The organism is Duganella sp. CF517 (assembly GCF_900110275.1).
Taxonomy (GTDB): Bacteria; Pseudomonadota; Gammaproteobacteria; order Burkholderiales; family Burkholderiaceae_D; genus Rugamonas.
Genome location: NZ_FODC01000003.1, coordinates 249,267 through 264,432, shown reverse-complemented (window position 1 = coordinate 264,432; position 15,166 = coordinate 249,267). Strand labels below are relative to the sequence as shown.

At 68.3% G+C, this 15,166-nt stretch carries 10 protein-coding genes; 4 read left to right on the top strand and 6 right to left on the bottom strand.

Annotated elements, in window-relative coordinates:
- The first annotated feature begins 2 nt into the window (after nt 1–2).
- Genes BMX85_RS12925 through BMX85_RS12915 form a run of 3 tightly spaced genes read left to right on the top strand, consistent with a single transcriptional unit; the run spans nt 3 to nt 4,483 of the window.
- On the top strand, nt 3–1,235 hold the full coding sequence (locus BMX85_RS12925; protein ID WP_090320009.1) for a TIGR04063 family PEP-CTERM/XrtA system glycosyltransferase: 1,233 nt from the start codon (nt 3–5) through the stop codon (nt 1,233–1,235).
- Entirely contained in the window at nt 1,232–3,712 is a 2,481-nt protein-coding gene (locus tag BMX85_RS12920; protein WP_090318344.1) for a glycosyltransferase, read from the top strand. The genes BMX85_RS12925 and BMX85_RS12920 overlap by 4 nt, the downstream gene beginning before the upstream one ends.
- A gap of 21 nt (nt 3,713–3,733) precedes the next feature.
- Nucleotides 3,734–4,483, top strand: a complete 750-nt coding sequence (locus BMX85_RS12915) for a class I SAM-dependent methyltransferase (RefSeq protein ID WP_090318341.1) — start codon at nt 3,734–3,736, stop codon at nt 4,481–4,483.
- Here BMX85_RS12915 and BMX85_RS12910 read toward each other — a convergent pair.
- The 4 genes from BMX85_RS12910 to BMX85_RS12895 all read right to left on the bottom strand — a co-directional run bounded on the left by BMX85_RS12910 (nt 4,470) and on the right by BMX85_RS12895 (nt 10,499).
- Nucleotides 4,470–5,681 carry a hypothetical protein gene (locus BMX85_RS12910; protein ID WP_090318339.1) on the bottom strand — a complete coding sequence of 404 codons (1,212 nt, stop codon included), beginning with the start codon at nt 5,679–5,681 and terminating at the stop codon, nt 4,470–4,472. The genes BMX85_RS12915 and BMX85_RS12910 overlap by 14 nt on opposite strands.
- Before the next feature lie 2 nt (nt 5,682–5,683).
- Nucleotides 5,684–7,183 carry an MBOAT family O-acyltransferase gene (locus BMX85_RS12905; protein WP_090318337.1) on the bottom strand — a complete coding sequence of 500 codons (1,500 nt, stop codon included), beginning with the start codon at nt 7,181–7,183 and terminating at the stop codon, nt 5,684–5,686.
- Complete coding sequence (locus BMX85_RS12900; RefSeq protein ID WP_177196737.1) at nt 7,173–8,246, bottom strand: glycosyltransferase family 4 protein; 1,074 nt, start codon at nt 8,244–8,246, stop codon at nt 7,173–7,175. Before BMX85_RS12900 ends, BMX85_RS12905 begins: the two co-directional genes overlap by 11 nt.
- A 177-nt stretch (nt 8,247–8,423) precedes the next feature.
- Nucleotides 8,424–10,499, bottom strand: a complete 2,076-nt coding sequence (locus BMX85_RS12895) for a glycosyltransferase (RefSeq protein ID WP_090318331.1) — start codon at nt 10,497–10,499, stop codon at nt 8,424–8,426.
- Between the two features lie 115 nt (nt 10,500–10,614).
- Between BMX85_RS12895 and BMX85_RS12890 the strand changes: the two genes are divergently transcribed.
- Nucleotides 10,615–11,916, top strand: a complete 1,302-nt coding sequence (locus tag BMX85_RS12890; protein ID WP_090318328.1) for a putative O-glycosylation ligase, exosortase A system-associated — start codon at nt 10,615–10,617, stop codon at nt 11,914–11,916.
- Between the two features lie 17 nt (nt 11,917–11,933).
- Here the strand turns inward: BMX85_RS12890 and BMX85_RS12885 are convergent, their stop codons facing one another.
- Both BMX85_RS12885 and BMX85_RS12880 read right to left on the bottom strand, forming a co-directional pair.
- Nucleotides 11,934–13,817 (bottom strand): asparagine synthetase B family protein, encoded by a 1,884-nt coding sequence (locus BMX85_RS12885; protein ID WP_090318325.1) that lies wholly within the window; start codon nt 13,815–13,817, stop codon nt 11,934–11,936.
- On the bottom strand, nt 13,814–15,058 hold the full coding sequence (locus tag BMX85_RS12880; protein WP_090318323.1) for a pyridoxal-dependent decarboxylase, exosortase A system-associated: 1,245 nt from the start codon (nt 15,056–15,058) through the stop codon (nt 13,814–13,816). Before BMX85_RS12880 ends, BMX85_RS12885 begins: the two co-directional genes overlap by 4 nt.
- Between the last annotated feature and the right edge of the window lie 108 nt (nt 15,059–15,166).

The window sequence follows — 15,166 nt, the reverse complement described above, 5'->3', positions numbered from 1 at the left end:
GCATGCGGATCCTGCACATACTCGACCACTCGGCGCCGCTGCACAGCGGCTACACCTTCCGCACCCTGGCGATCCTGAACCAGCAGCGCGAGCTGGGCTGGCAGACCATCCACCTGACCAGCGCCAAGCAAAGCGCATACTCCGCCGGCGCCGGCAACGACCCGGCGCCCGAGCAGGAAATCGACGGCTGGCACTTCTTCCGCACCGCGCCGCTGCGCCAATGGTGGGCGCGGCTGCCGCTGCTGCGCCAGGTCGGCGTGATCGCCGGCCTGTACCACCGACTGCTGCAGGTGGCCCGGAACGCCAGGCCGCACATCCTGCACGCGCACTCGCCGGCGCTCAATGCGGTCGCGGCCTTGCGCGTCGGCCGCGCGCTGGGAATCCCGGTGGTCTACGAGATCCGCGCATTCTGGGAAGACGCCGCCGCCGACCACGGCACCAGCAAGGCGGGCGGCCTGCGCTACCGGCTGACGCGGGCGCTGGAAAACCACGTGCTGCAACGCGCCGACGCCGTCACCACCATTTGCGAAGGCTTGCGTGCCGACATCGTCGCGCGCGGCATCCCGGCCGCCAAGGTGACGGTGATCCCCAACGCGGTCGATAGCGGCCGCTTTCGCGGCAGCGCGCCGCCGGACGCGCTGCTGGCGCATTCGCTGGGCCTGACCGGCCACCTGGTGCTCGGCTTCATCGGCTCGTTCTACCCCTACGAGGGCCTGGCGCTGCTGATCCGCGCGCTGCCGCGCATGCTGGCGGCGGTGCCGTCGCTGCAACTGCTGCTGGTCGGCGGCGGTCCGCAGGAGGATGAACTGAAGGCGCTGGCCGTGGCGTTGCGGCTGGAACGGCGCGTCACCTTCGCCGGCCGGGTGCCGCACGACAGGGTTGACGATTACTACCGGCTGGTCGACATCCTCGTCTATCCGCGCCTGCCGATGCGCCTGACCGAACTGGTCACGCCGCTCAAGCCGCTGGAGGCGATGGCGCAGGGGCGGCTGATCGTCGCCTCCGACGTCGGCGGGCACAGGGAGATGATCGAGCACGGCAAGACCGGCGTGCTGTTCCAGGCCGGCGACGCCAACGCGCTGGCCGACGGCGTGATCGGTCTGGTGCGGCAAGTGCACGCCTGGCCCGCGCTGCGCGCCCGGGCACGCGCCTATGTCGAGAACGAGCGCAGCTGGCGCGGCAGCGTGGCGCGCTACCGCGATATCTATCAGCGCCTGGCCGGCCCCCGCCCATGACCGAAGCCGACGAGCAAAAACCGTGCGGCGGCCCGCAAGGCCTGCATCGGCTGCGGATCGCGCTGGTCGGTCCGCTGCCGCCGCCGGCCGGCGGCATCGCCAACCAGACCGTGCAACTGGCGGCGCTGCTGCGCGCCGCCGGCGCCGAAGTCGACCTGTTGCAAGTGAATCCACCGTGGCCGTCGTGGGTCGCGCGCGTGCGCGGCGCGCGCGCCGCCGCGCGCCTGCTGCCCTACCTCTGGCGATTATGGAAGGTGGCCGGCCGCGTCCGGTTGTTGCATGTGATGGCGAACTCCGGCTGGTCCTGGCATCTGTTCGCCGCGCCGGCGATCTGGATCGGCCGCCTGCGCGGCAAGGGCGTGATCGTCAACTATCGCGGCGGCGAGGCGCAACCCTTCCTGGCCCGCAGCGCCGGCCTGGTCCGTTTCAGCCTGCGCCGCGCCGACGCCGTCATCGTGCCGTCGGCGTTCCTGGCCGAGGTGTTCGAACGTCACGGCATCGTCGTGCAAATCGTCCCCAACATCGTCGATCTGGCGCGTTTTCAACCGTCGCCGGAACGGCCGTCCAAGCCCGCCGGCGGCGCCGCGATCCTGGTGGCGCGCCATCTGGAGCCGCTGTACGACAACGCCAGCGCGCTGCGCGCCTTCGCCGCGGTCCGGCGCAGCTTGCCGCACGCCCGCCTGACCATCTGCGGCGAAGGACCCGAGCTGGCGCGCCTGCGAGCGCTGGCCGATGCGCTGGAGCTGCGCGACGCCGTCTTTTTTGCCGGCAAGACCGGGCACGCCGCCATGGCCGGCTTGTACCGTGAATCCGACCTGGTGCTCAACCCCAGCCTGGCCGACAACATGCCGAACTCGGTGCTGGAGGCCTGGTCCAGCGGCGTGCCGGTGGTCAGCACCGATGTCGGCGGCATCCCCTATCTGATGACGCACGACGTCAACGGCCTGCTGGTGCCGGCGGGCGACGTTTGCGCGATGGCGCGGGCGATGCTGTCGCTGCTGCGCGACCAGCGCAAGGCCGAGCGCCTGGTCATCGAGGGACTGTTGCAAGCGCAACGCTACAGCTGGGAGCGGGTGGCGCCGTTGCTGATGGCGCAGTACCGGCGGGTGCTCAAGCGGCCGCCGGCGACAGGTTACACGGCATGGACCTCGCGGCTGCTGTTTCCATTGCACGAATGGCTCAAGCGGCACCACAGCAGCGCCTTGCGCCGGCGCATGGAGCAAAGCCAATGGCTGAGCGCGCGCGATATCGAAGCCATGCAATTGCGGCGGCTGAAGGCGCTGCTGTTGCACGCGTACCAGCACGTGCCCTATTACCGCCGCCTGTTCGCCGAACTGTGCTTCGACGCCGCCAAGGTGCACGACCTGCGCGACCTGCGCTGTCTGCCGGTGCTACGCAAGTGCGACATCAACGCCCAGCGCGAAGCGTTCGTCGCGTCGACCGCCGGCCCGCTGCAACGCTACACCACCGGCGGCTCCAGCGGCGAGCCGCTGATCTTCTATCTCGGCAAGGAGCGCGTCAGCCACGACGTCGCGGCCAAATGGCGCGCCACGCGCTGGTGGGGCGTCGACATCGGCGACCGCGAGGCGGTGCTGTGGGGGTCGCCGATCGAATTGAAGGCGCAAGACTACTGGCGGGCCCGGCGCGACCGGCTGTTGCGCACCACCTTGCTGCCGGCCTTCGACCTCTCGCCGGCCCGTCTGGACAAGTATCTGGCGCTGCTGAAACGGCGGCGGCCGGCGATGCTGTTCGGCTACCCGTCGGTGATGAGCCTGCTGGTGCGGCACGCCCAGGCGCGCGGCGTCGCGCTCGACGATATCGGCGTCAAGGTGGTGTTCGCCACGGCGGAGCGGCTGTACGAAGAACAGCGCGCGTTGCTCTCGGCGGCGTTCGGCGCGCCGGTGGCCAACGGCTATGGCGGGCGCGATTCCGGCTTCCTCGCCCACGAATGTCCCGAAGGCGGCATGCACATCACGGCCGAGGACGTCATTGTCGAAATCCTCGACCAGCGCGGCCGACCGGTCAAGCCCGGCGACAGCGGCGCCATCGTCGTCACCCATCTCGCCAGCGGCGAGTTTCCGTTCATCCGCTATGAAACCGGCGACGTCGGCGCGCTCGATCCGCAGCCGTGCCGCTGCGGACGCGGCCTGCCCCTGCTCAAGCGGATCGAAGGCCGGGTGACCGACTTCGTCGTCGCCCGCGACGGCACCGTCATGCACGGCCTGGCGCTGATCTACATCCTGCGCGACCTGCCGCAGGTGCGCGCCTTCAAGATCGTCCAGGAAAGCCTCGATTGCACCCGTGTCCTGCTGGTGAGCGTGGACGGCCTGCCGGCGTCGGCGCGCGTGGCCATCGTCAGCCAGTTCCGCGCGCGGCTGGGCGCGGCGGTGGAGATCGTGATCGAAGAAGTGGCCAGCATCCCGGCCGAAGCGTCCGGCAAATACCGCTACGTCGTCAGCAAAGTGGCCAGTCATTGATATCCCGCGAAAGGAACGCCCATGCCCACCCTCGCCTACTCCGCCGGAACCTTGACCTTGCTGGTGCTCGCGCTATACATGCTGCACAAGCTGCGGCTGGTCCACATCCTGCTGCACGATGTCAGGGACCAGGCGCACCACGACAGCGCCGGCCTGTTCCGTCAGATGGAGGCGCTGCAAGGCCTGTACGTGGAACTCGACCTGAAGCACAGCCTGCCGCCCACGCGCGGCTGGGCCGCGTCGCCCGACATCCTGCTGGAGCTGGCGCGGCACGCCCGCTCGGCCAAGCCGGCCACGGTGGTCGAATGCAGCAGCGGCATCTCGACCCTGGTGCTGGCGCGCTGCATGCAGATGAACGGCGCCGGCATGGTGTTCAGCCTCGAACACGATTCCGAGTATGCGCTGCTGACCCGCGCCCAGTTGCGGCGCCACGGGCTCGAGGACTGGGCGCGGGTGATTTACGCGCCGCTGCGGCCGCACCTGCTCAGCGACGAGAACTGGCCCTGGTACGACACTTCGGACCTGCCCGCCTGCCTCCCTATCGACCTGCTGGTCATCGACGGGCCGCCGCAAGCGACGCGCCCGCTGGCGCGCTATCCCGCCGGCCCGCTCCTGTTCAAGTCCTTGGCCCCGGGCGCCAGCGTCTTCCTGGACGACGCCGCCCGCCCCGACGAGCGCACGGTGCTGCAGCGCTGGCACAAGGAATTCCCGGCGCTCGAACAGTCGAGCCGGCCCTGCGAGAAGGGGTGCGCGGTGCTCAGCGCGCAGTAAGCCGCGCACGCGCCGCCTCGGCGACGACATCCAGCACCATCCGGCTTTCGTGCGGGTGCTCAAGATGATAGCGGTCGCGGGCGGCGCGCTGGGCGGCCAGGTGCCCGGCCACCGCCCGCGGTGTGAGCTCGATGCCGAAATCGGCCGGCACACCGTCGCCGTGGCCGAACATGCGCTCGAGGATCATCGCGCCGACGTTGACGCGGTAGTGCGACGTTTCCCAGTAATACAGCATGTCGGATGCGCCGCTCGCCTGCGGGACCGGCTCGGTGGTGATGCTGTTAAAGCCGGAAAAGTCGAAGATGCGGGCGTCGCAACCGGCGGCGCGGTGGCGCTGGACCAGGCCGGCCAATCGCTGCTGCCAGGCTTCCATCGCCGTCCATTTGCCGGCCCGGTAAAGCGCGTCGGAGGTCATCGCGTGGGTCGGGTTGATATACAGACGCACTTTGCTGCCTGCGTTGCACAGTGCCGCAAGGCTTTCATCGAGCCCGGACATCGCCTCGGCCGTGGGCCCGGTGCCCTGGATATATTCCTGCAGCCGCGGCACGATCGCCTTGCTTGTCCCGCCCCAGCCGTCGATGCGGTCGCGCACGCAGGCGTCGTCGCGCTGGCCGTAAAACGCCAGGCTCGAATGGCAGGAGCGCCCGAACGTGCCGCGCAACAGGCGGATCGAATCCATCGTCATGTCGGTTGTCAACGCGCGCTTGACGTTGATCAGGCCACGCCGCAGCAGATAGGAGCGGTCGCGCGCCACCAGGTCGCGGTCGAAATCGGTATTGCCGGTTTCCATGGAAAAAGACGGCGCGTCGATGCCCCAGATGATGGTCCGCAGCCGGCTGACGGCGCCCGCATGCCGGACCATGGCGATGGCGTCGCCCAGCGAGGCGCCGGACAGCCCGCCGTTGAACACGTCCTTGCCCGCGAACAGCGCGGTGCCGGTTGGCAGGCCCAGCTCGGTGCGGGAATTGCCGACATAGACGATGCCCGGCCGGAACCTGGCCAATGCATACGTCTTGCCCCAGGCGCTGAGCTTTTCGCGCCCGGGCCGCAACTCGCGAACCTGTGGCGTATCCCACTGGTGGGTCAGATACGGGTCGACATGGTAGTTCAGCGCGCCGATCGCACACGTCACCAGCGCGCTGGCGCCGGCAAAGATCGTCACGTAGCCGCGCCATTCGGCCGCTGGATGGGTGGGCATGGTCAGAACTGGAAGTAAAGAAATTCACTGACCCGGTTCATGCTGAACAGGCAACCGAGAAACGCCAGCGAGAACGCCAGGCTCCAGGCGCGGTTGGGCGACCAGGTCCAGTGCCAGTTGCCCGCGCGGGCGACGATTTTCCCGATGCCTGGCGCATAGTGGCGGAAAATCTGCTGGGTATTCGGCGCGTGGAGTGCCAGCGCCAACGCCAGCAGCAGGGTCGGCACGCCGGGGCCGCCAAAGTCGATCCAGCGGATTCCCGTGAAGTCCGGCGACACGCCCAACGCCAACCACGCCTGCGCATGGGGGGCCATGGCGCGCGGCAGCGCCACGCCGTTGCCCCCGGCCATGGCCAGCAGGATCCCGCCGGCCGTCGGGAGGTCCGGCGCGCGGAATACCACCCACGCCAGCATCACGGCCACAAAGGTCAGGCCGCGTCCCCACCATGGCGACGGCCGTGGTCCGCGCAGCGCCACCCAGGCCTGATGCGCCACCAGATACACGCCGTGCAACGCCCCCCACACGACGAAGGTCCAGCCGGCGCCGTGCCACAGGCCGCCCAGCACCATCGTCAGCATCAGGTTGCGGTAGCGCGCCAGCCGCCCGCGGCGGTTGCCGCCCAGCGGCACATACAGATAGTCGCGCAGGAAGCGCGACAGCGTCATGTGCCAGCGGCGCCAGAACTCGCCGATATTGGCCGCCTGGTACGGCGAGTTGAAGTTGAGCGGCAGCTTCACGCCGAACAGCCGCGACAGTCCGATCGCCATGTCCGAATAGCCGGAGAAATCGAAGTAGAGCTGCATCGTGTAGGCCAGCGCGCCGATCCAGGCCTCGATCAATTGCGGTTCGGCGCCGGGCGCGAACACGGGGCCGGCCAGCGCCGACAAGGGATCGGCCAGCAGCACCTTTTTTGCCAGCCCCATGACGAAAATGGAGATGCCGACGGCGAAGTCGGCGGCGTTCGGCGCCGCACGCGCATCGAACTGCGGCATCATTTCCTTGTGATGCAGCACCGGGCCGGCGATCAGGTGCGGAAAATAGCTGACGAACAGGGTGTAGTGCGCAAGACGGTACTCGCCGGCATGTCCCCGGTGGCAATCGACCAGGAAGGCGATCTGGGTGAAGGTGAAAAAGGAGATGCCGATCGGCAGGATGATTTCCCACCCTTGCAGCTGCGCGCCGGCCAACTGGCTGACATTGGCGAGGAAAAAATTCGCATACTTATAATAGGCCAGCAGCGACAGGTTGGCCGCCAGCCCGAACACCAGCCAGCGCCGGCGGCGCGCGCCGGCCGCGCCGATGCGCACGCCGCACCAGTAGTTGAACAGGATGGACGCCAGCAGCAGCGGCAGGTAGCGCGCGTCCCAATAGCCGTAGAAGAACAGCGACGCCAGCGCCAGCCAGCCGATGATCCAGCGCGGCCGCCAGCGCGCCAGCATGCAATGTCCCGCAAACACCAGCGGCAAATACAGAAATAAAAAGGTGAACGAATTAAACAGCACGGCGCTCGTCCTGATGCGCGCAGCCGCGCCGGTGCAGCTCCTGGTAGCATTCGGCGATCTGCATGGCGACGCGTTGCCACGTGAATTTCTCCACCAGCGCCCGCACTTCGGCGCGCCGTGGCGGCCGCGCGACAAAATCGACGATGGCGGTGCACAAGGCGTCGGTATCGTTCCAGCGCAGCTGCCTGAGCGCAAAGCCGCTGGCCGGCAGGCTCAACGCGCTTTCGTTGGTCATCACCACCGGGGTGCCGGCGGCCAGCGCCTCCAGCACCACCAGCGGGTAGACTTCGCCCTGGCTGGGCAGCGCCAGTACCGAGGCGGCCGCGTAGGCGCTGGCCAGCAGCGCATCGTTGTGGTCGAGCTGGCCGAGCCAGTGCACCTTCGGCGAGGCCAGCAACTCTTGCAGGTAATCCTCGTGCTGGCGCTGCGCGCTGCCGATCAGCACGATGGGCAAATCGTGCTTTTCCAGCGCCTTGGCCAGCGCCAGCTGATTCTTGTACGGCGAGATCGCGCCCACCATCAACACGAACGGGCCGTTCAAGCCCGTGTGGCGGACGAACGCCTGCCGGTCCGAGCTGAAGAAGCGCGGGCTGATGCCATTGGGCAGCGTCCGTATCTTTCCGCCGTCGGTGCGGAAGCCGTCGACGATGGCGGCCCGTTCGGCCGGCCCCAGCGCGATGACCATCTGCGCCAGCTGCAACGCGCGCTTGGTCTGCGCGTAGCTGGTTTGCACATTCCAGCCGGTCAGATGTCCGGTCAGGCCGTCGGCCAGCCTGGCGCGCAAGCCCGCCGCCTTGGTCCAGCTGGGCGACAGCAAGGCCGACAGCGCGACCGGCACGCCCAGCTCGGTCGCCAGCTCCACCAGCCGGTAGTTGCCGTTGATCGCGGAAAACACGTGGATGACGTCGAAACTGTCGAGCCGCTGGTGGTTGGGATCGACCAGCTCGACCTGCAGCGCCGGGACCTTGAGCTGGCGCAACGCGTCCATTGTCGAGCGCACCTGCACCTGCAGGCCGCCCTCGCGCTGGAACAACATGGGATATGACAGGATTCCGACTCGCATACGCTATCCTTTTGCGGGTTATCTGGTCAGCAGGGCCGGCGCTGGTGGCCGCCGAGCTTGGCCTGCCGCTTCACCTTTTGAGCGCGACAAACAAATAGCGGGCCATGCTGAACATGCTATACAAGGCGCATGAAAGTCGGATGATGCGGATCAAGGGAATGGTTGCGCACGACAGCCTCACACCAAGCCGTCATAAAATCGGCGCACCAGCTTGCCGACGACTTCTTCGCTATAGCGCCGCTCGACCTCGGCGCGGCCCTTGCTGCCCATGACGGCGCGCCGTTCCGGATCGATCAGCAGCGCGGCGACCATCGGCACGGCGTTCTTCATGTCGCCATTGGGGATCAATATGCCGCCCTCGCTGCCGCGCAGGATGTCCGAGCTGCCGGGCACATCGGTCGCCACCGCCGGCACGCCGCACGCCATCGCTTCGATGGTGGAGATGCCGAAGCCTTCGTTGCGGCTCAGCAGCAGGTGCACGTCCAGCGCCGGCAACAGTTCCTCCACGGCCGGCACAAAGCCGGTGAAGATCACATACGCCGTCAGTCCCATGCGGTCGCACTGCCGCCTGACGTCCGCTTCGAGCGGACCAATGCCGGCCAGCACCAGATACAGATTGGGGAACGCGCGGCGCAGCATGGCCAGCATCGCCAGCGCGGCGCCCGGCTGTTTTTGCTCGGACAGGCGCCCCACCGAGCCGATCACCAACGCGTCTTCCGGCAGGCCCAGCCGCCGCCGGGCCGCCAGCCGCAAGGCCGCCGACGGCCGGAAGCGGCGGATGTCGACCGAATTGGGGATCACCGCCAGCCGGGTCGACGGCGCGATGTAGGGTTGATACAGCGCCATGAAGTGCGTCATGGCCGACTCCGACACGGCGTAGATGCCGCGCACGCCGCCAAACGCATGCCTGAGCAACGGTTGATGCCAGGCGTTGAAACTGGTCGGCTGGAAGGCGTTATGGACGCTGATCACCGCCGGCACGCGGACATGGCGCGCCAGCCACAGCACCGAGGCGCCGTAATTGGTCCAGCAAAAGGCGACATGCACCAGGTCGGCCCGGAACGCCCGCAACCTGCCTCCGGCCAGCAGCCGGGCCCGCCACAGGTTCAGGCGGCGCCACTCCCATTGCTCGAAGAACAGCGGCGGGTCGTACTCCGCCAGGCCGATCTGCTCGGCCGCCAGGCGCTGCCGCCACGCCTCGACGCCGCCGAAGCGCCGCATCGCCAGCCCGCTGTCGTAGCCGGCCGCTTGCAGGTAGCGCACTTCCTGGGCCATGCGCAACTCCATGCCGCCCAGTTCGCCGGAGTAACTGGTCACCAGGATGTTTTTGCGGTTTTTGTTGTTGCGCTGGCCCTTGCTGGCCTCGTAGAAATAGCCTTGGAGAAAAGCCATCTCCCAGCGGCGCCGGAACACGCCGTCGCGATCGCGCCGCGCCGCGTCGCGCACCAGCCGTGCGCACTCGAGCAGATAGCGGCTCAACATCCAGCGCGGCATGCCCAGCAGCTCGGGAAACATGCCGGGCCGGTCCTGCCGGTACTTGCCCCGGCCGAAGCGCCAGGCCTTCTTCAGCACATAGGAAGTCTTGATCTGATGGGCGCGGATATGGTGCGCCACCCGCGCCGCGCCGCAATGCCAGACCCGGTAACCGGCCAGCGCCAGGCGGCGGGTCAGCTCGGTCTCGCCGCCCATCGCGTAGCCCTGGCCGTTCGGCCCGACCGCGGTATCGAAGCGGTGGCCGGCGTCGAAGACCGCGCGCCGCACCGCCATGTTGGCGCCCCACACCAGACCGGGGAACAACGGGCCGTCCGGCAGCGACGGCGCGGTCAGCCCGTAGGTCAGTCCGACCGGCGCCAGCCGCTCGAGCCACGCCGGCGGCGGCGTGGCCCAATCGGCGACGATCGCGCCGCCGAACACGGCATAATCGGGATGGTCGCGCGCGCAGGCTTCCCACTGGCGCAGCCAGTCCCGCTCCGGCGTGGCGTCGTCGTCGGTGAACACCAGCAGGTCGCCCGCGCCGGCCGGTTCGCGCAACAGCGTCTCCAGCGCCAGGTTCAGCGCCACGTTCTTGCCGCGGCGCGGCTCGCTCAGGCAGCGCAGCGGCAGGCGGTCGGCGTAGCGCGCGATCAAACCGGCCGTGCCGTCGGTGCTGCCGTTGTCGACGATCAGTATCTGCCAGCGCTGGTCCGGCGGATCGAGGCGGCAACAAGCGTCCAGCACGGCGGGCAAAGTCGCGGCGCCATCGTAGGTAGCCATGAGCACAGTCAACAAGCGGGCCCCTCCTCCGTCCTAAAATAGCTCAGGTTAAAAAACCAGTGTACTGACAGGCCCAGGCGCAATCCTTGCGCCGCATCAACGACTGCCATCCCGCATGCGCGACATCCTCGTCACCCTCATCGTCTTCGGCAGCTTGCCGCTGATCGTCAAGAACCCCGTCAACGGCGTGTTGATGTGGATCTGGATCAGCGTCATGAATCCCCACACCCAGGGCTGGGGCTTCGCCACGACGTTTCCGTTCGCCTTCATCATCGCCGTCGCCACGCTGTTCAGCGTGGCCATCTCGCGCCAGCCGAAGACGCTGCCGGCCTCCGGCATCACCCACACGCTGATCGCCTTCATCCTGTGGATGAACGTCACCACGCTGTTCGCGATCTTTCCGGCCTCGGCCGCCGAGCAGTGGAGCAAGGTGATGAAGATCATGTTGATGAGCCTGGTCACCATGGCGGTGGTCCGCAAGCGCGAGGACATACAAAAAATGATCTGGGTGCTGACCTTGTCGCTGGGCTACTACGGCGTCAAGGGCGGCATATTCACCATCCGCAGCGGCGGGACCGAACGCGTGTGGGGACCGAACGGCACCTTTATCGGCGACAACAATGCGATCGCCCTGGCGCTGATCATGACCATCCCGCTGATGCGCTACCTGCAGCAGGGCAGCGACAAGCGCTGGGTGTGGCACGCGATGAACGCCATGATGTTGCTGTCCGCGCTGGCCGCGCTCGGCTCCTATTCGCGCGGCGGCCTGCTGGCGATCGCCGCGATGCTGGCTTTCATGTGGCTCAAGAGCAAAAGCAAGCTCATCGGCGGCCTGCTGCTGCTGCTGCTGGTGCCGCCGGCCCTGTTGTTCATGCCGGACCGCTGGACCGCGCGCATGGACACCATCAGCGAATACCAGAGCGACGGCTCGGCCATGGGCCGCATCAACGCCTGGTACATGGCGTACAACATGGCCAAGGACCGTTTCTTCGGCGGCGGCTTCGAGCCGGCCGAGGCGTCGACCTTTTTCCTCTACGCGCCCGACCCGACCGACGTCCACGCCGCCCACAGCATCTATTTCCAGGCACTGGGCGAGCACGGCTTCGTCGGGCTGGGGATCTATCTGCTGCTGGGATGGCTGACGTGGCGCTCGGCCGCCTGGATCGTGCGCAACAGCCGCGACATCGCCGACCTGGCCTGGGCCGGCAGCCTGGCCAAAACCATACAGGCCAGCCTGATCGGCTTCGCGGTGGGCGGAGCCTTCCTCAGCCTGTTGTATTTCGACGTCCCCTACTACCTGATGGGCGCGGTGGTCGCGATCCGCGCCCTGGTCGCGGCGCGCAGGGCCGAACCGGGCGGCAGGAGCGCCGTCGCCCCGCTGCGCCCCGCCCGCACCGCCGCGCAGGCGCCGCGATGACCGGCGCGCCGCCGGCGTCAGGCGCCGCGTATCGCTTCCGCCGGCTCTTGGCGGGCGAGATCGGCGTTGCGGCGCAGGGCCTGCTGGCGCAGCCATTGCTCGAGCATCATCAGCACCCACACCATGGTGCCGTGGTAGGCCGGGTGCTGGTGCGCCAGCTTCCCGGTCAGCATATCGATGAAGTCGGCGCGCACGATGCGGCGCGACTTCAGATCGCCCAGGCTGTCGAAAGCCAGCGCGCGCAAACCGGCGTGGGTTTGCAGCCAATGCCCGAGCGGCAGGCCGAAACCGTGCTTCTTCTTGCGCAAGACCGCCGGCGGCAGATAGCCCCGCAGCGCCCGCTTGAAGAAGTAGCGCAGCTGCGTCCCCTTCAACTTATCCTCCGGGCTCAGCCGGGCGGAAAACGCCAGCATCCCGTCGCTCAGGAACGGGAACGCGACCTCCAGGCCGGCCAGCTCGCACGCCTTGCGCACTTTCGGCAAGTCGTTGTCGGCCAGCGTATAGCGCAGGTCAAGCGCTTGCATGCGGTTGATCTGGCTCAGACCCTGCGTGTCCCAGTAACAGGCGCTCAGCTGGGCCGCCGGCGCGCCCGGGTCGACGCCGGCCAGGAACTCCGCATGCAGCACCTGGGCGGCGCCGTAGCGTTGCAGCAAGTTATAGGTCTGCAGCCGCGCCGGCATCGGCACCAGCGCCTGTTCGACATAGCTGCGCGCCTTGCGCAGCGGCCGCAGGTCCAGGCCGGCGGCGACGCCGAACAGCAAGGGCTCCAGCAGCACCTGGCGCAGCGACGACGGCAACTGTTCATAGCGCTCGAACACGGCCTGGCGCGCATAGCGCTCGTTACCTCCAAATAGTTCATCGCCGCCGTCGCCACCCAGCAGGCGGACCACGCCGTCGGCCTGCGCCATCTTCGCGCAGTAGTACGCCGGCACCGCCGACGCGTTGCCGAACGGCTGGTCGCTGACGGCGGCGATGCGCGGCACCGCCGCCACCACGTCGTCGGCCGTCACGTACAGTTCGTGGTGGTCGGTGCCGAAATGCCTGGCCGCGATGCGCGCGTAGCCCATCCCGTCATAGCCGGGAACGTCGAAACCGATCGAATACGTGCTCGGCGCCGTCCCCCGCACTTTGGCCAGCATGCCCGCCAGGGTCGAACTGTCGGTGCCGCCGCTGAGAAATGCGCCGGTCCTGGCGTCGCCGGCGACCCGCCGCACCGATTCCTCCAGGATCGACAGGAACTGTTCCCTGAGCTGCCCGAACGACTGCGTGCGCTGCTCGTCGAACCGCATCTTCCAGTAACTGCCCCGCTCCAGCCTGCCGCGCCGGTAGTGCAGGAACTCGCCCGGCAGCAGCCGGTACTGGTGGCGATAGACGGTGCGCGGCGCCGGTATCATGTGGAAATACAGGTAATTATAGATCGATTGCGTATCGAGCTCGGCCTCGGAGAACGGATGCAGCTGCATCGCCGAGGTGGACGTTCCGAACACCAACCCATGCGCCGCGCTCCGGTAGTGCATCGGATAGGTGGCGCCGCGGTCGACCGCCAGCAGCACCTGGCCGGCCAGGCCGTCGACGATGCACACGGCGAACGCGCCCGACAGCGCGGCGCACGCCTGCGGACCGCGCTCGCTCCACGCGCCCGCCAGCCGCGGCGCCACCTGGTCGGCGCTGCCGTCGAGCAGCGGCCGGCCCCATACCGCCGCCAGCACGCCATCCTTCTTGTGCAGGCTGACGCTGTCGGCCTGCGCGGCCACCGCCAGGCCGCAGGCGCCGGACCGCAGCGTATGCACCGGCGCTGCATCGAACTCGGCCATGCGCTCGCCCATGCGCCGCAGCAGCGCGGCGCTGTCGCCGCCGGTCTCGTCCCGAAGCGCGCCGAGGTAGCCGCAGACGCCGCTCATACCAGCACCTCGAGCGGCGCGGGATGGCCGAGGAAGGCGGTCGGACTGGCCGTCAGGCCGTACGCGCCGGACTGGAACACCACCACCAGGTCGCCGACATCGGCGCGCGCCAGCTCCATGCGGTCGGCCAGCAGGTCCAGCGGCGTGCACAGCGGCCCGACCACGCTGACCGTTTCGCGCGCGCCGCCGTGCAAGCGGTTGCCGATGGCGACCGGGAAATTCTTGCGGAGGACTTGGCCGAAATTGCCGGACGCGGCCAGATGATGGTGCATGCCGCCGTCGGTGATCAGGAAAACCTGGCCGTGCGATTGCTTGCGCTCGATCACGCGGCACACATAGATGCCCGCCTCGGCCACCAGATAGCGCCCCAGTTCCAGGATCAGGCGGGTGTCCGGCCACTCGCGCCGCAGCATCGCCATGGTCGCGCCGAGGCCGTCGGCCACCGCCGCCAGGTCGAGCGCGCGTTCGCCCGGGAAATACGGCACCCCGAAGCCGCCGCCGATATTCAGCGAGCGTACCGGCGACGGCGCGAACTCGGCCAGCTCCAGCCCCAGCCGCACGCACAGCCGCTGGGCCTCGCAGATGGCCGCCGCCGACAGGTTCTGCGCGCCGCAAAACAGGTGGAAGCCGTGAAACTCCAGGCCCATCCGTCCCAGGCGGCGCAGCATGGCCGGCACCCGCACCGCGTCGACGCCGAACTGGCGCGCGCCGCCGGCCATCTTCATGCCGGCATGCTTGAGTTCGAAGTCGGGATTGACGCGGACCGCCACGCGCGGCGTGATGCCCAGCAGTTCGCCGACCGCCGCCACGCGCTGCATTTCCTCGTCGGACTCCAGGTGCACCAGCACGCCGGCGGCCACCGCACTGCGCAGCTCGGCGCTGCTTTTGCCGGGACCGGCAAGGCTGACGCGCGACGGCGGCATGCCGGTGTCGAGCGCGGTCCGCATCTCGCCGGCCGAGGCGACATCGAAGCCGTCGACCAGGCCGGCCAGCAGGTGCACCACGGCCGGCATCGGATTGGCTTTCATGGCGTAATGCAAGTGCACGCCCGGCGGCAACGCATGGCGCAACAGTTCGACCCGCGACTGGATGTGATTGCGCTCGTAGGCGTAGAACGGCGTGCGTCCGACCCGCTCGGCCAGCCGCGTCAGCAGCACACCGCCCAGTTGCAGGCAATCGTCCAGCACCGGAAACTGTTTCAGCGCCGCGTGTCGCGGCAGATCGTCGGTCGAGGGTGTCATCGCGGTTCTTTCTGATCGGTATAGCCAGGCAGGACGGAAAACCATCCTCTATGATCGAGACAATCGGCCCCGAGCTTATTGACGCCCGTCAAGCCGGCGCTGCGCTTG